Origin of the sequence: Aeromonas sp. R7-4, assembly GCF_040908055.1 — a bacterium.
In the GTDB taxonomy this organism is placed as follows: domain Bacteria; phylum Pseudomonadota; class Gammaproteobacteria; order Enterobacterales; family Aeromonadaceae; genus Aeromonas; species Aeromonas sanarellii.
On the sequence record NZ_JBFODA010000056.1, the window covers coordinates 15735 to 31887 of the forward strand.

12 protein-coding genes are annotated in these 16153 nt (G+C 66.9%); 5 read left to right on the forward strand and 7 right to left on the reverse strand.

Annotated features, from left to right (window positions below):
• Positions 1-10: 10 nt before the first annotated feature.
• Entirely contained in the window at positions 11-1264 is a 1254-nt protein-coding gene (locus AB5Y72_RS14890) for a D-amino acid dehydrogenase (RefSeq protein ID WP_368199129.1), read from the forward strand.
• A gap of 67 nt (positions 1265-1331) precedes the next feature.
• Here the strand turns inward: AB5Y72_RS14890 and AB5Y72_RS14895 are convergent, their stop codons facing one another.
• A complete protein-coding gene (locus AB5Y72_RS14895) occupies positions 1332-2006 on the reverse strand; it encodes a TetR/AcrR family transcriptional regulator (RefSeq protein ID WP_042076476.1) in 675 nt (224 codons plus the stop codon).
• Positions 2007-2172: 166 nt separating this feature from the next.
• Here AB5Y72_RS14895 and AB5Y72_RS14900 point away from each other — a divergent pair, with 166 nt between their 5' ends.
• Positions 2173-4107 carry an amidohydrolase family protein gene (locus AB5Y72_RS14900; RefSeq protein ID WP_325782572.1) on the forward strand — a complete coding sequence of 645 codons (1935 nt, stop codon included), beginning with the start codon at positions 2173-2175 and terminating at the stop codon, positions 4105-4107.
• 30 nt (positions 4108-4137) lie between these two features.
• Here AB5Y72_RS14900 and AB5Y72_RS14905 read toward each other — a convergent pair whose 3' ends face one another.
• Entirely contained in the window at positions 4138-5262 is a 1125-nt protein-coding gene (locus tag AB5Y72_RS14905; RefSeq protein ID WP_368199130.1) for an HPP family protein, read from the reverse strand.
• Between the two features lie 360 nt (positions 5263-5622).
• Positions 5623-7887, reverse strand: a complete 2265-nt coding sequence (gene metE / locus AB5Y72_RS14910) for a 5-methyltetrahydropteroyltriglutamate--homocysteine S-methyltransferase (protein ID WP_368199131.1) — start codon at positions 7885-7887, stop codon at positions 5623-5625.
• A 161-nt stretch (positions 7888-8048) separates the two neighbouring features.
• Here metE and AB5Y72_RS14915 point away from each other — a divergent pair, with 161 nt between their 5' ends.
• Positions 8049-8993 carry a LysR substrate-binding domain-containing protein gene (locus tag AB5Y72_RS14915; protein WP_368199132.1) on the forward strand — a complete coding sequence of 315 codons (945 nt, stop codon included), beginning with the start codon at positions 8049-8051 and terminating at the stop codon, positions 8991-8993.
• Between the two features lie 43 nt (positions 8994-9036).
• On the opposite strand, the gene AB5Y72_RS14920 is transcribed toward AB5Y72_RS14915, so the two are convergent.
• The 3 genes from AB5Y72_RS14920 to AB5Y72_RS14930 all read right to left on the reverse strand — a co-directional run bounded on the left by AB5Y72_RS14920 (position 9037) and on the right by AB5Y72_RS14930 (position 13211).
• The gene (locus tag AB5Y72_RS14920; RefSeq protein WP_368199146.1) at positions 9037-9828 is read right to left on the reverse strand and encodes a siderophore ferric iron reductase; all 792 of its coding nucleotides are present in this window, start codon (positions 9826-9828) and stop codon (positions 9037-9039) included.
• Positions 9829-9893: 65 nt separating this feature from the next.
• Positions 9894-12038, reverse strand: coding sequence for a TonB-dependent siderophore receptor (locus tag AB5Y72_RS14925; protein ID WP_368199134.1), 2145 nt, complete (start codon positions 12036-12038; stop codon positions 9894-9896).
• Positions 12039-12302: 264 nt separating this feature from the next.
• Positions 12303-13211, reverse strand: a complete 909-nt coding sequence (locus AB5Y72_RS14930; RefSeq protein WP_368199148.1) for a helix-turn-helix domain-containing protein — start codon at positions 13209-13211, stop codon at positions 12303-12305.
• Between the two features lie 251 nt (positions 13212-13462).
• On the opposite strand from AB5Y72_RS14930, the gene AB5Y72_RS14935 reads away from it, so the two are divergent.
• Complete coding sequence (locus AB5Y72_RS14935) at positions 13463-14203, forward strand: SDR family oxidoreductase (protein WP_042076487.1); 741 nt, start codon at positions 13463-13465, stop codon at positions 14201-14203.
• Between the two features lie 63 nt (positions 14204-14266).
• On the opposite strand, the gene AB5Y72_RS14940 is transcribed toward AB5Y72_RS14935, so the two are convergent.
• Positions 14267-15166, reverse strand: coding sequence for a LysR family transcriptional regulator (locus AB5Y72_RS14940; protein WP_368199136.1), 900 nt, complete (start codon positions 15164-15166; stop codon positions 14267-14269).
• A gap of 101 nt (positions 15167-15267) precedes the next feature.
• On the opposite strand from AB5Y72_RS14940, the gene AB5Y72_RS14945 reads away from it, so the two are divergent.
• The gene (locus AB5Y72_RS14945) at positions 15268-15906 is read left to right on the forward strand and encodes an NAD(P)-dependent oxidoreductase (protein ID WP_368199138.1); all 639 of its coding nucleotides are present in this window, start codon (positions 15268-15270) and stop codon (positions 15904-15906) included.
• The last annotated feature ends 247 nt before the right edge of the window (positions 15907-16153 follow it).

Genomic DNA, 16153 nt, shown 5'->3' on the forward strand with positions numbered 1-16153 from the left:
GAGAGACAAGATGGACATAGTGGTACTCGGTGGTGGCGTGGTCGGCGTGACCAGCGCCTGGTATCTGGCCAAGGCCGGTCACAAGGTGACCCTGCTGGAGCGACGTGACGGGGTGGCCCTTGAAACCAGCCATGCCAATGCGGGTCAGATCTCCCCGGGTTATGCCTCTCCCTGGGCGGCTCCCGGGATCCCCCTCAAGGCGGCCAAGTGGCTGCTGCAAAAACACGCCCCCTTCACGGTGCGCCCCACTTCGGATCCCTTCCAGCTGAGCTGGATGCTGAAGATGTTCGCCAACTGCACTCCGGCCGCCTATGCGGTCAACAAGGGGCGCATGGTGCGGCTGGCCGAATACAGCCGCGACTGCATGAAGGCCCTGAGGGAGGAGCTGGCCCTCGAGTACGAAGGGCGCCAGCTCGGTACCCTGCAACTGTTCCGCAGCCAGGCCCAGCGCGATGCCAGCCAGCGCGACATCGCCGTGCTGGAAGAGTACGGCGTCCCCTACCAGTCCCTGGATGCCAGCGGCTGCGAGGAGGTGGAGCCCGCCCTGGCGCGGGTACACGGCAAGGTGGTGGGGGGCCTGCGCCTGCCGGGAGACGAGACAGGGGACTGCTTCCGCTTCACCCGGGCCCTGGCTGACGAGGCTCGTCGGCTCGGGGTGACCTTCGTCTTCAACTGCCCCATCGACGAGGTCGAGATCGCGAAAGGACGCGCCGTGGCGGTCCGGGCCGGCGAGCGGCGCTTCCAGGCCGACGCCATCGTCTGTGCCCTCGGCAGCTATGGCACCGGCTTCCTGCGCCCCCTCGGGATAGCGCTCCCCGTCTACCCGGTCAAGGGCTACTCCCTCACCCTGCCGATGACGGATGCCGCCGGTGCCCCCCGCAGCACTGTGCTGGACGAGACCTACAAGGTGGCCATCACCCGCTTCGACGAGCGGATCCGGGTCGGCGGCATGGCCGAACTCTCGGGCTTCAACCTGGCGCTCAACCCCAAGCGCCACGACACCCTGGCCATGGTGGTGCGGGATCTCTTCCCCGAAGGGGGCGATCTCGCGCAGGCCAGCTTCTGGACCGGGCTGCGCCCCATGACCCCGGACGGCACGCCCCTGGTGGGCCCGAGCCCCATCCCCGGGCTCTGGCTCAACACCGGCCACGGCACCCTGGGCTGGACCATGGCGGCGGGCTCCGGCCAGTTGCTGGCGGATCTCATCACGGGCAACCCCCCCGCCATCAGCGACGAGGGGCTGACCCTGGCTCGCTACGGCTAGCTCTGCCACCGGGTTCAGACGAGAGAGGGAGTGCCAGGCACTCCCTCTCTCGTATTTTCACGCCTCGTCAGGGCACGGGCACCAGCCCGGGCAGGGAGTGCCAGACCCGCGCCGGATCCGGCTCGGCGATGGCCGTCGCCACCAGTTGCTCGCTCCAGCGCCGATGGAGTTGCCACAGTGCGCTGCCCGCCTCCCCCTGCCCCTTGGTGCACTGCCTGGCCACGTCTGCGGTGCGGTAGAAGTAGCGCACCAGGGTGGTGAGCTCGGGCTCTGGCCAGCGGCAGCCGAAATGGCGCAGCCGCTCGGACCAGAACGCAATCTGGCGCCCCTCGTGCTCCTGCTCCACCTGGTGCAGGGCGGGGATGAGATCCATCGCCTGCCACAGCGCCCCGTAGCCGACGAAGCGCGCGTCCAGCGCCTCCAGCGCCTCATCCAGCAGCAGGAGTGTCTGCGGCCAGCTGTCGGCCTGCGTGCGGATGGCCTCCTGGGCCTCGCACACCGCCGAAAGCCAGGCCATGGCCAGCTGGCAGATGATCGCCTCCTTGTTGGGGTAGAGATGGTAGAGGGACTTGATCCCCACCCCGGCCCGGGCGGCGATGGCATTGGTGTTGAGGGCCGCGAACCCCTGCTCCTGCAGCAGATCCAGGGTGGCCTGCTCGATACGCGACGCCACCTCCTGACTGCGCTGCTGCCTGGGCTGGCGCCGCATGCAGAGGCCGTCAGGCAGCGAATGTTCCCCCATACCATTTATCCCGCCATGGTGACTGTCTTTCATAACTACATGATGAGACAAGATAAACACAAGTCAAAAAAAGTGCAGCAATCACTGGCGTTTTCGCCAAAGGCTGCAATAACCATAGGTGCCCATATTTGCAGTAATCACTGCAATCAACCCAGGAGAGCACGCTATGGATAGCCCATTTCCCCCCTTCAGGCCGGGTCTCATCGCCCTGCTGGCCGGCACCCTGCTGATCGGTTGCCAACAGGACAGCAGTGAACCGCCGCAGGCCAACACCCTCTACCTCAACGCCAGGATCCACACCCAGGATGACGCCCGCAGCCAGGCCGAGGCCATGGTGGTGCAGGGCGGCAAGTTCACCTATGTGGGCTCCCGCGAAGGGGCCGAGGCCCTCAGGAACCAGGCCACCCGGGTGGTGGATCTGCAGGGCAGGATGGTGCTGCCCGGCCTGCACGACAACCACATCCACCTGCTCGGCACTGTGGCGCTCGACATGTGCGATCTGGACGGCGAGGCCGTCAATCTGGATCAGCTCGTGGCCAAGGTCAGGGAGTGCCTGCCCCGCTACGCCCCCGAGAAGGGGGACTGGCTGGTGGTCAACCAGTGGTCCCCCTATGACGGCAACGCCCCCACCGCCGCCCATGCCACCCTGCTCGCGGCCCTGGACGCGGCGGCGCCGGACAATCCCGTGATGCTGGCCGGGGTCGACGGCCACGCCGGCGGTTACAACAGCCTGGCGCTGGCCCAGGCGGCGGACAAGGACGGCAATGTGGTCGGCTTCAACCCCGCCACCCTGGCGCCCGGCGGCGTGTTCGAGGCCTTGAGCCCCTATGTGGATCTGGCCAGTGGCGTCGTGCGGGACGCCGCTCGCAGCGCCATCGCTGTGCCCGACACCGGGGTGCTGAGCGCAAGCGGCGAGCAGGCCGCGGCCCAGTACGACCAGATCCTCCCCGCCATCGCCGAGCTGATGGCGTCCCGCGGCATCACAGGGGTGCAGGACGCCTGCGCCAGCGACTTCATCCGCGATCGGCTGCGCACCATGCAGGAGCAGGGGCTGCTGCACATGAGGATCACCGCCGCCACCTGCTTCCACCAGGATGACTACGCCGGCAGGCTGGACATCGAGGGGCACCTGGCCAAGGCGAACCAGGTGCGCGATGCCTTCGCAGGCAACCCCCTGATCAAGGCCGACACGGTGAAAATCTTCCTCGACGGGGTGCTGGAAGGGGATCCCTTCACCACGCCCCCCTTCCTGCCCAACGCCGGCATGCTGGAGAACTACCTGCACCCACACCTCGCCATGGACCCCGCCAGCGGCGAGGTGAGCATCACCGCGGACAGCGAGGACGCGGGCAGCAACGGCATCGTCAACTACCGGGAGGCGGATCTGGCGCGCTACGTCACGGCGCTGGATGAAGCCGGTTTTGGCATCCACATGCACAGCATCGGCGATCGCAGCACCCGGGTGGCCCTCGATGCCCTGGAGGCAGCTCGCGCCCACCACGGCGACAGCGGCATTCCCCACACCCTGGCCCATCTGCAGGTGGTGCATCCGGACGATCAGCGCCGCCTCGGCGCGCTCGGCCTCTACCTCACCTTCACCTACGCCTGGACCACGCCCCAGCTCGCCTACGACATGCTGGTCACCCCCTTCATCCAGCCAGGCAAGGCGGGACAGCCCCTCACCGAGGCGATCTACGATCCCCAGGGCTACCTGCACGGAGCCCTCTACCCGGTCGAGAGCAGCCGCAAGGCGGGAGCCGTGCTGGTGGCCGGCAGCGACGCCCCGGTGGACAGCCGGGATCCGCGCCCGTTCGAGAACATGGCGGCAGGTATAGTGCAGTCCGCCGGCAGCGGCGATGAATATCGCGCCAGCCAGCGCACCTCGCTGACCGAGATGCTGGCCGCCTACACCATCAACGGGGCCAGGGCGGTACGACAGGGGGACATCACCGGCTCCATCGAGGCGGGCAAGTCGGCGGACTTCATCGTGCTGGACCGGGATCTGTACGCCCTGATTCAGGCCGGCACCCCGGAGCGGATCGCGGACACCCGGGTCGAGCAGACGGTCTTCATGGGGGAGACCGTCTACCGCAAACCCTGAACGACACGGGCCCCTCGCGGGGCCCGTTTCTTATGGCTCGCTGGCGGGAGCCCCCTCTTTCGCCATTCCGGGTTTCAGGGCCAGGGTGAAGAGGGCCGCCACCATGTCGGACTGGGTGATGATCCCCACCAGTTTGTCCCCTTCCACCACCGGCATGTGGTGCAGGCCGCCGTCGGAGAAGGCCTCCACCAGATCGTAGAGCGGCTGGTAGCGCCGCGCCGTGCGCACCTCCCGGGTCATCAGATCCGCCACCCTCAGCCGCTCGAGCTCGGCGCGCACCCTGGGCTGGCGGCCTGCCCGGTCGATCATCAGATCGTGCAGGGTGATGATGCCGACCAGCCTGCCCTCCTCGTCCGCCACCGGCAGCGCCTTGATCTGGTGGTGGGAGAGCAGGTGCCAGGCGGTCATGGCAAACGCTGTCGGCGCCGTGACGACGAGATCCCGCGACATCACATCCTGGCAGCGCACCGTGCCCACCCGCCCCCGCAGGGCGTGCAACTGGGCCTCCTGCAGCAGCTCCTGCAGATCCTGGCGGCTGATGTCCAGCAACTCCCCGTGCTTCTCCAGGGCGAAGTCGATGTCCCCGGTGGCGAGCCGGGCGCTCGGCTGGGGATCCGCGGTCTGGTGGCGATTGGGGGCCACCTTGCCGCCATGGGGATAACGGCGTCCCAGCAGCCGGTTGTAGAGCAGCCCCAGACTCAGCAGCAACAGGGAGTTGAGCAGCACCGGCAGCAAGACGTAACTCACCCCCAGCGCCCGGATCCCCTCCCCGCCGATCACGGCGGTCAGGGCCACGGCGCCGCCCGGCGGGTGCAGACTGCGGGTGAGGAACATGGCGGCGATGGCCAGCATCACCGCCAGGGCCGAGGCGAGGGCCATGTCCGGCACCAGGCTGGCACTCAATACCCCCATCAGCGCCGACACCCCGTTGCCCACCAGGATGGACCAGGGCTGGGCCAGGGGGCTGGCGGGGGCGGCAAACAGCAGCACGGCGGAGGCCCCCATGGGCGCGATGAGCCAGTGCACCTCGAGCCCCAGCCCCCAGCGGCACAGCAAGGCGGTGCCGAGCAAACCGATGAGGGCGCCAAGGGCGCCGTAACAACTCTCTTTGAGGCTGGTATTGGTCGATACCGGCAAGAAATCCCTGAACTGCATCCTGCTCCCGCTGACGATAAGATTTATTTGAAATGCGCAATTCTAGCCATTTCTCCCCGCCCAGCACCAGCGCGGGCGTCATCGCGGCCTCAGGATCCCGGCGCCCCGGGCCCGGCACGCCTCAATCCGGTGATCGGGGATCGCAATGCCCCTCGACATCCGCTGGCTGCCTGGGCGCGTGGACGGTCCCTGAGGCTCGGGTGCCGCGCCACTCGCCAGGCCGCCTCCCGGGAAGGACGCCACCAGGCAAAAAAGAGGGAAGGCCTCGGCCTCCCCTCCCTCATTGCGCGGGTTTTACTCGTTATCGGTGCTTGGACCCACTGGATGCCTGTGTCGCCTGGCCGGTCAGATTCCCGCGGCTCAGGCCAGCTCGGCGCGCAGCGCCCGGGTCGCATCGACCATCACCTTCAGAGCTGCGGTGGTCTCTTCCCAGCCGCGGGTCTTGAGGCCGCAATCCGGGTTGACCCAGAGCCGCTCCGCCGGGATCTGTCTGGCCGCCCTGCGGATGAGGTCCTCAATCCAGCCCTGGCTCGGCACGTTGGGGGAGTGGATGTCGTAGACGCCGGGCCCGATCTCGTTCGGGTAGTTGAAGCGCTCGAACGCTTCGAGCAGCTGCATCTGGCTGCGGCTGGTCTCTATGGTGATCACGTCCGCATCCAGCGCCGCCACCGCCTCTATGATGAGGTTGAAGTCGCTGTAACACATGTGGGTGTGGATCTGGGTGCTGTCCGCCACAGGGCTGGCGCTCAGCCGGAAGGCGCGCACTGCCCAGTCGAGATAGGCCTGATGATCCTGCTTGCGCAGGGGCAAGCCTTCGCGGATCGCCGGTTCGTCGATCTGGATGATCTTGATGCCGGCGGCCTCCAGATCTGCCACCTCGTCGCGAATGGCGAGGCCAATCTGCAGGGCGGATTGCTCGCGGCTCACGTCTTCCCGCGGGAAGGACCAGCAGAGGATGGTCACCGGGCCGGTCAGCATGCCCTTGACCGGCTTGTCGGTCAGGCTCTGGGCAAACTTCGTCCACTCAAGGGTCATGGGGGTCGGACGGTCGATGTCACGGGTGATCACCGGCGGCTTGACGCAGCGGGAGCCATAACTTTGCACCCAGCCGAAGCGGGTGATGGCAAAGCCGTCCAGCAGCTCCCCGAAATACTCCACCATGTCGTTGCGCTCCGCTTCACCGTGCACCAGCACGTCCAGCCCGATGGCCTCCTGGCGCTCAATCGCATCCTTGATCTGGGCCTGGATGCCCGCCTCGTAGGCCTGGTCATCGATGCGCCCGGCACGCCAATCCTGGCGCAGCACCCGGATTTCAGAGGTCTGCGGGAAGGAGCCGATGGTGGTGGTGGGCAGGAGCGGCAGCTTGAGATCCGAGCGCTGCGCGTCGGCACGCACCGGGTAGGCGCTATGGCGATCGAAGTCACTGTTGGTCAGGCTGGCGAGTCGTGACTGCACCGCCTTCTTGTGAACCCGGCTGTCGGACTCCCGATCCACGATGGGCTGGCTGTAAGCCTCGATTTTGTCCAGGGCGCCACCGTCCAGGTAGTCGGACAGCAGCCCCAGCTCATAGCACTTTTGCAGGGCGAAGGCGAACCAGCTGCGGGTCTGGGGATCCAGCTCGTGCTCCAGGGTCAAATCCACCGGGCTGTGCAGCAAGGAGCAGGAGGAGGCCACCCAGAGGCGCTCGCCAAGCTTTTCTTTCAAGGCCTTGAGAGTCGGCGCCAGCCTGGCCAGGTTGGCACGCCAGACGTTGCGGCCGTTGATGACACCCGCCGAGAGTACCCACTGGGCCGGCAGGTGCGGAACGAGCGTCTCGAGCTGCTCGGGGGCCGCCACCAGATCCAGGTGCAGACCGTCCACCTTGAGGCTGGTGATGATGTCCCGCTGATGGGCCACGGACCCGAAGTAGGTGGTGAGCAGCAGCTTGCAGGGGCCGCTCAGGCGCTCATATGCCTTGAGGTAGGCCAGGCGCCACTCGTCCGGCAGGTCCAGCGCCAGGGCCGGCTCGTCGATCTGTACCCACTCCACCCCCTGGGACGCCAGTTTCGCCAGGATCTCCTGATAGACGATGAGCAGGCGATCCAGCAGTTCGAGACGGGAGAAGCCGCTCTCTTTCTCCTTGCCGAGCCACAGGTAGGAGACGGGGCCCAGCAACACCGCCTTGACCGGCAGCCCCAGGGCCTTGGCCTCTTCCACCTCGTCAAAGAGCTGGCTCCAGCCCAGCTTGAAGCGCTGGTCACGGTAAAATTCCGGCACCAGGTAGTGGTAGTTGGTGTTGAACCACTTGGTCATCTCGGCAGCCGCCGCCGCCGGGCCGGTCGGCGCACGGCCACGGGCCACCCGGAACAGGGTGTCGAGGTCGGTGTCGCCGTGGCGGTGACGGGCAGGCACGGCGTCCACCAGCAGGCTGGTACCCAGCACCTGATCGTACCAGGCAAAATCCCCCACCGGCAGCAGGTTGACCCCGGCGGTACGCTGGGCATGCCAGTGGCGCTCACGCAGGCTCTTGCCCACGGCGACCAGCTCGGCCTGAGTGGTTTCGCCACGCCAGTAGGATTCGAGGGCAAATTTCAGTTCGCGCTTGGCGCCGATACGGGGAAAGCCCAGGGTGTGTGCGCAGGTCATAGGTTCCATTCCTTATGCTCGTTCATCTGATGAGGATCTGGATTGTTTGGCCATCCAGATGTTTACACATCCAAAATGACAAGATAAGGTGTCCCTGGCTATTGAATCCTCTTCAACTGGCTCTCAAGAATTTCTCAACTGACGCACAAAGGAGCAGTGCCATGGTCGCGCCCAACCTATCCAGCCCCTCCGCGAGCAGCAATCCGGGCATCGATCTCAAACACCTGAAGACCATCAGCGCCCTGGCGGAGCAAGGGTCCCTGGCCGGGGCCGCGCTCACCCTCAACCTCACCCAGTCCGCCCTCTCCCACCAGCTCAAGGAGCTGGAGACCCGCCTCAATCTGGAGCTGTTTCTTCGAAAGAGCCGCCCCCTGGTGCTGACGGCGGCAGGCCAGCATCTGCTGGCCCTGGCCCGTCAGGTGCTGCCCGCCCTGGCCCAGACCGAGCGCCAGTTGCTGGCCCTGCACAGCGGAGAGGCGGGCAGGCTGCACCTGGCGCTGGATTGCCACAGCTGCATCCAGTGGCTGCTGCCGCTGTTGCCGGACTTTCGTCGCCAGTGGCCCGGGGTGGATCTGGAGGTGGAGTCGGTGCCGGGCTTTGATGCCATCAGCGCCCTGCTTGGCGGCCAGCTCGACCTGCTGCTCACCTCGGATGTGCAGGCGCGCGGCGATCTCCACTTCGACCCCCTGTTCGCCTTCGATCTCGAACTGGTGATGGCGCCGGACCACCCCCTCTGTGGGCTGCAGACCATCAAGCCTGAGGATCTGCGCCCCGAGGTGCTGCTGGTCTACCCGGTGGAGCGGGCGCGGATGGACGTGTTCAGCCGCTTCCTGCAGCCGGCCGGCATCGAGCCCGCCCGCTGCAAGCCAGTGGACAATACCTCAGTGATGCTACAGATGGCCGCCGCCGGCCTTGGCGTCGCCGCCCTGCCGCGCTGGGCCTGCGAGGAGTTTGTCCGCCAGGGGTTGCTCCAGGCCAGGCCCCTGGGCGGCGGGATCCGCCGCCATATGTATGGCGCCGTGCGCGCCGCCGACCGGGATCAAGCCTGTCTGCAGAGCCTGTTTGAACGAATTCGCAACAAGATGGGCGACGTAAAAGCGCAGTAAAAAGCCGCCTTGGGGCGGCTTGTCATCACGCGGGGCTTCTTATTCAAGCACTCTCTTCACAGCTCGCCGCCCCCTGCCGCCGCGGGCAGTTGGCGCAGAGCTCACCATCGCGGCGCTTGTAGTGCAGGCAGCATCGCTGGCGCACATAACCGACCAAGCCGGCCGTTGGCGGCCAGGGTGCCGGCTGCCAGCCCGCCAGATGCTCGGCCGGCAGGCCGCAGGCGGCAAGCCAGTGCGGCGCATGGGCCGCCACCTCGACGGGGCTTACCTCGTCAAAGAACTCGGGCACCCGCACCAGCGCCGCCAGCAGATCGTCCGCCAAGAGCGGCCGCACGAACCCGGGCCGCAGTCGCTGCACCTGCCCCAGCGCTGCGAACAGCGCCTGCCAATGGGCCTGCAGCCGTTCGCCCGCCGCCTTGATCAACACATCGACCTCCCCCTTGATCATGGGCTCCCGGGGCAGACAGAAGCCGGACACCAGCCCGGCCTCATACCCCTGCCCCAGTCTGTCCAGCGCGGGCACGGCGCCGACCCGATAGACGGCCACCATGGCCAGATAGATGGACTGCCAGCAGAGCATGCCCCAGCTGCGGGTGAGCCAGTAGGCGGGACCCGCCTCCGGGTGTGCCTGCCGCCAGTGGGCATGGAGGGCGGCCGCCACCTCGGTCGGGGTCGCCTCGGTGTGAGTGGCCAGCAACGGAGGCCGACTCCCCGCCGCCAGTCCCTGCCCCCTGAGGGAGGGGATCAGGCTGGCCGCCGCCGCAAACAGGGTGTCGTGATCCGCCGCCAGGGTGCGCTCGGCATGCAGCGCCAGCGCCCCCAGGCCCCGTGGCAGGACGTGCTTGCGGTCATCGCCGCCCGCAGAAGGTGAATGCCCCGGACGCAGCCCGGGGCGCAGGGTCAGAATGCGTATTTGAGTCGAGCCTCCAGGTTGCGCTGTGCCCCGAACCAGCAGTTGTTCTGGTCGTAGCAGGAGTAGTAGGTCTTGTTGAGCAGATTGCTGGCGCTGAGCGACACCCCCACCCCCTTCAGGCTCGCGCTGAGGGCGGCGAGATCGTAGGAGGCGGACATGTCCATCAGCAGGTAGTCCGGCACCTTGTCGGTGTTGACGGCATCCATCTCGGCCTCCCCCACGTAGCGCAGGCCGGCGCCCACCCGCATCCCCTCCAGGCTGCCGCCCAGCAGGTAGTTGCTCCAAAGCGACGCCATCTGCTCGGGCACCCAGACCGGGGTCTTGCCCTGCAGGCTGGTGGTGTCACGGGTGATCTCCATGTCGATGAGGGTGTAGCTGAAAGCCAGGTCCAGCCGGCTGGTGAGATCGGCACGCCCCTCCAGCTCGACCCCCTTGGAGACGGTCTCGCCGGTCTGCAGCTTGGGCCCGTAGACGTTGTCCGGATCCGTGACCAGGGCGTTCTCCTTGGTGATATGGAAAGCAGCGACAGTAAAGGTCTTGCTCATGTCCTCGGAGAGGAACTTGAGCCCCCCCTCCCACTGGTGGCCGGTGGCCGGCTTGAACGCCTTGCCGTCCTTGTCTGCCCCCGGCACCGGCTCGAAGCTCTCGGCATAGCTCACGTAGGGCGAGAGGCCATGGTCCAGCTCATAGAGGGCGCCGAGACGCAACGAGAGGTTGTCCTGATCGATCTGGGCCAGGGACTGGCTAGCCGCCCCCAGGTAGAGGGTATGGCTGTCGGTGTCCATCCGGTAGCGGTCGTAACGGGCGCCACCGATGGCCACCAGGCGGTCGAGGCGCACCTGATCCTGCAGATAGACGCCGGTCTGGGACTGGCGGATCACCTTCTGATCCTGGTAGTTGAAGGTGAGTGCTCCCGGCACTATCTGGCTGTGGTCCGGGTTGAAGATGTCGATGCCGGGGGCCGAGTAGTCGAGGGTGTCCCGGTAGAGGATGTGGGCATCCAGATACTGGTAGTCGACCCCGAGCAGCAGGTTGTGCTGGGCCGCGCCGGTCTGCACCTTGCCCGCCAGCTGGTTGTCGATGACAAAGCCGCGGGAGTCTTCATCGGTCAGGTAGGCGTTGCGCGCCAGGGTGCGGTTGTCCGCCGCCAGGGCCGCGTTGTAGGTGTTGCGCTGATAGGCGGAGGCATCCATGTAGCGGGCATTCTGCAGCAGCTGCCAGTCGGCGTTGAGGTCGTGGCTCAGCTTGTAGCCGAGCAGGGTCACGTCCCTGTTGTATTCGTTCCAGTTCTCGTCGCCGAGGAAGGTGTCGCTGCCAAGCTGTCCCAGGGGATTGCTCTTGACCGAGCCGCTGGCGGGCACTGTGGTGTAGATGCCGGCGGCGGGATCCTTCTGGTAGTAGAGGCTGAGGTTCAGCAGGGTGCGCTCGCCGAGCTGCCAGTCCAGAGAGGGGGCGAACACGTAGCGCTCCTCTTCGGAGGTCACCGCCTGGCCCTCCTTCTGGCGGGCCAGCCCCACCACCCGGTAGGCGAACCTGTCGTCGATGGCCCCGGTGCTGTCCAGGGTCATCTCCTTGAGTGCGCCGGTGCCGGTCGCCAGGCTCACGTTGTGGCTGGCCTCCCGCTGGGGGCGCTTGGCGATGAGGTTGACCATGCCGCCGGGGGGCATGCTGCCATAGAGCACCGAGGTCGGCCCCTTGAACACCTCCAGCTGCTCCATGGCCACCGGATCTATCTGGGGTTGCAGGTTCCACTCGTTGTATTGCAACAAGAGACCGTCATAGAAGTTCTGGTAGTTGTCAAAGCCGCGGATGTTGAACAGATCCAGCCGGTTGACCGCCCCGCCCCGCAGCTCGGTGTTGACGCCAGGCACGTAGCGCAACGCCTCGCTCACCGAGCTCACCCCCCGCTGCTCCAGCGTCTCGCCGTCCACCACGGAGATCGCCTGGGGCGTTTCGATGGGGTCGAGCCGGGTCTTGGTCGCCGTGTTGCGATAGGTCTGACCCAGCACGGTCAGGGTCTCGTCGGCACGCGCCGCTTCGGTGCTCGCGGGAGCGGCGGCCAGCGCCGGGCCAGCCAACAGGGTGGAGATGGTCGCGGCGACCACGGTCAATGGGGGGTGAACAAGTTGCATCTGATCCTCGACTGCCTACTGCACGTGAATAGTAACAAATATCATTTGCATTTTATTGTTCTATTTCGCCCCGAAATTAACAATTTGGGGCATCTTGGCGGGAAAAGCGGAGAAATCAGGAGGAAGTCAGCCTCAACCGACAACATCCATCGGCAACTGGCGGCACGGGTGGGTTCAAATGGTCATCTGTCTCGGGCTCGATACGCCTTGGGTCCTGGGGCGCAGACTGATGACACCCGGCATGAGGGCGGCAGGAGCAGGCGATCAAGGCTCTTCGCAAGGGGCGATGGGCAACCAGTACTCCATGCGGGCGTCCGGCTGCCTGGCGTCGAAATCGGGGGGATAGCGCTCCAGCTCGAAGCCATCCAGCCCCCGGTAGGAGGAGCCCGGCAGCCAGTGCTGGATGAACCAATTGAGACTCTGCCCCAGTTGCTCGATGGGGCCCAGGTGAGTGAGCACCGCATACTCCTGGGCCGGCACCTCGAGGCGCGACAGGCCTGGCGGCGGTGTCCCCTCCCCGGCCGCCATCCCGGCCCAGTAGGGCAACCTCGGCCCCGCCCCCGAGACGTCCACCACCCCCAGCCATTCCCTCGACGGGCACAGACCGCCGGCCTCCCGCAGGGCATGCCAGATGGCGGGCACCGTCTGCTGGAAGTCGGGCTCCTTCGCAAAGAGGCCCAGGATCTCCCCCCTGACGCCGTGCAGGGTGAAGCCGGGCTGGCTCTCGATCCGCACCTGCACCAGCCTGGGCGGGGTGGGCAGCGCCGCCGCCCGCACCAGCGGGGTGCGCAACCCCAGCCGCAGGCCGCGCTTGCGATAGGCCAGGGGCGAGCAGCCAAACTGCTGCTTGAAGGCGCGGCTGAAGCTCACCTCTGAACCAAAGCCATGGCTGAGCGCCAGATCCAGCACCCGCTGCCGGGTCGAGAGCAGCGCCTCCGCCGCCTGGCTCAGCTTGAGTTCGCGCACATAGTGGGCCACCGTCTGGCCGGTCTCGTGCAGGAACACCCGCTGCAGCTGCCAGCGGGACCAGCAGCTCTGCTCGGCCAGCAGCTCCAGGGAGAGCACCTGATCCAGGTTGGCGTGAATATAGTCCAGCACCCGCTCGATGCGAGTGAGGTGGGCATGCGCCTCGGGCGCCTGGCCTGGGGATGGAAGGGGGGATGTCGGTATCATGATGCGCTCGAGACCACTGCCGGCAGGGGGCGCGCTCGCCCGGGAGGCCACATTAAACATGGCCGCCGTGCCGGCGGCAAGCCTTCGCCGGCGACGGCGGGACGAGGCGCCGCTCTCCTCGTCCGCCAACCGCCCTCCTGGTCTGTCACAAAAGTGACGCCTTCTCCTGCCACAGTGGATGCCGACAACATTGTCAATTGCCCGGGCAGTGCAGGGCACTCTTCCCGTCGTGACATGCCAAGGAGAGCAGCATGAAGAAAATCGCCTTGATCACCGGAGCCCGTGGCGGCATCGGCACCGCCATCACCGCCGCCCTGTTGGAGCAGGGCTATCGCATCATCGCCACCCACTCCAGCACCAGCGCGGCGGCGGCGAGGGAGTGGTTCGACACCCAGGGGCACCAGCCGGATCGGGTGCGCCTGCTGGCGCTGGACGTGGCCGACACCGCCATGTGCCGCGAGACCCTGGGCCACCTGCTGCAGGAGGAGGGACGGGTCGACGTGCTGGTCAACAACGCCGGCATCACCCGGGACGGCGCCTTCAAGCGGATGACGCCGGATCAGTGGTTCGAGGTGATCCACACCAACCTGTGCAGCCTCTACAACGTGACCCAGCCACTGTTCGACGCCATGTGCGAGCAGCGCGACGCCCGCATCATCAACATCTCCTCGGTCAACGGCCAGAAGGGGCAATTCGGCCAGGTCAACTACTCGGCCGCCAAGGCGGGCATGCTGGGCTTCACCAAGGCGCTGGCGGCGGAGGGGGCCCGCTTCGGAGTCACGGTCAACGCCATCGCCCCCGGCTATACCGCCACCCCCATGGTGGCGGCGATCCGCACCGATGTGCTCGACAGCATCAAGGCCGACATTCCCATGCGCCGCCTCGCCAAGCCCGAGGAGATCGCCGCCGCCGTGGCCTTCCTCGCGAGCGAAGCGGGGGCCTATATCACGGGGGAGACCCTGGCCATCAACGGCGGGCTCTACATGAAATGAGCGCGGGCAAGGGACGGGGGCGCGCGGGCGATCCCGATCGCCCTTGCTCGCTCCCGCGGCCACTCACTGGGCGCGGCTCTGGCCGTGCTCGGCGAAGTGGCTGCGCAGGGAGCTGATCACCCGCCGCACCTTCTCCGGGATCTCCCGCTGGGGCGTGATGGCGTGGATCTCCATGGCGGGCGCCCAAAAGCCGGGCAGCAGTGCCAGCAGGCGGCCCGAGGCGAGATCCTCGGCGATCTCTCCCTCGGGTTGCAACGAGATCCCCTGTCCCGCCAGGGTGAACTGGCGCAGGGGCAGCACGTTGTTGCACAGCACCCTGGGCCTGGGTTTCACCTTGTGGGCCTGCCCTTTCTCGTCCAGCAACAGCAACCCTCCCCCCAGCATCTCCGAGGCCAGCCAGTCGTGGGTCAGCAGATCCGCCGGGCTGCGCGGCGTCCCCTTGCGCGCCAGGTAGGCGGGGGCGGCGCACAGCAGCATCCGGGTCTGTCCCAGCCTGCGAGCCACCAGGGTGGAATCTTCGAGCGTGCCGACCCGCAGCGCCACGTCGATGCGATCCTTGATGAGATCCCGCTTCTCGTCGTCGGCGATGATCTGGATGCACAGGCCCGGATGCGCCTGCAGCAGCGGCGAGAGCGCCCGTGCCAGAGGTTGACCCGCCATCCCCACCGGGGCGGTGATCCGCACCTCCCCAAGCAGGCTGTCGCGTACCTCCGAGAGGCGCAGCTCGGTCTGGCTCAGGGTTTGCTGCAGGGACTGGCACCCCTGCCATACCACCTCCCCCGCCTCGGTCAGGCTGAGGCGGCGGGTGGAGCGGTGCAGCAGGGGCAGGCCGAGCATCCCCTCGAGCTGGCCGATATGCTGGCTGACGGCGGACGGGGTCATGCCGAGGGCCTTGGCGGCGCCGGTCATGCTGCCCGCCTCCACCACGGCGGCGAAGATGGCGTAGCGTCTGAGCTGATCCATTATGAAGCCCTGCTTACAAGTGAATGCAATTTTCAGTGGATTATTAAATCATATCCGGGGGCGTAGGATAGCCCCATTCCCACAGCGAAGGAGAGTTTCCCATGAAGATTGCCCTCATCGGTGCCAGCGGCTTTGTCGGTTCCGCCATCCTCCAGGAGGCCGTCAGCCGCGGCCATCAGGTCACCGCCATCGTGCGTGACGTGAGCAAGGTCACAGCCCATCCCCAGGTCCGCGCCGTGGCGGTGGATGCCCAGGACAGCCAGGCCCTGGCCCAAGTGCTCGAGGGGCACGATCGGGTGATCAGTGCCTACAACCCCGGCTGGACAGTGCCGGACATCTACGACCAGTACCTCAAGGGTGCCAGCGCCATCGTGGCGGCGGCCAAGGCGACCAGCAGCTGGTTGCTGGTGGTCGGCGGCGCCGGCAGCCTGGAGATAGCGCCGGGCGTGCAACTGGTGGATACCCCGGAATTTCCGGCCGAGTGGAAGCAAGGGGCGCTCGCGGCCCGCGACGGCCTCAGGGCACTGCGCCGGGAAACCGTCCTCGACTGGCGTTTCGTCTCCCCGCCCGTGTTCCTCGAACCCGGCGAGAAGCGCGGCGGCTATCGCCTCGGTGCCGATCGGGTGCTGTTTGACGGTGACAAACCCGCCGGGATCACGGTCGGCGATCTGGCCGACGGCGTATTGAACGAGGCGGAGCAACCGGCCCACCTGCGCCAGCGCTTCACCCTGGGCTACTGAGCCCAGGCTGTCGCCAGTCAGCAGGCTCAGCTGTTGATCCATGACGGCGGGGTTCATATCTGACCGTCCACCGAGGGGAGGCATCAGCCTCCCCGCGGCTTTCCCCTGTCCCTCTCCCTGTCGCCGTCCCGGGTGGATGGCAGCCGTGCCCGCCCCCGGCAGGGTTGCACAGTCGGCAGAGGGCCACTTTTCCCGTCTCATCCTCCAGCACCCCGGCGGGGTCGAATTCTATTTCGAATTTTGTATA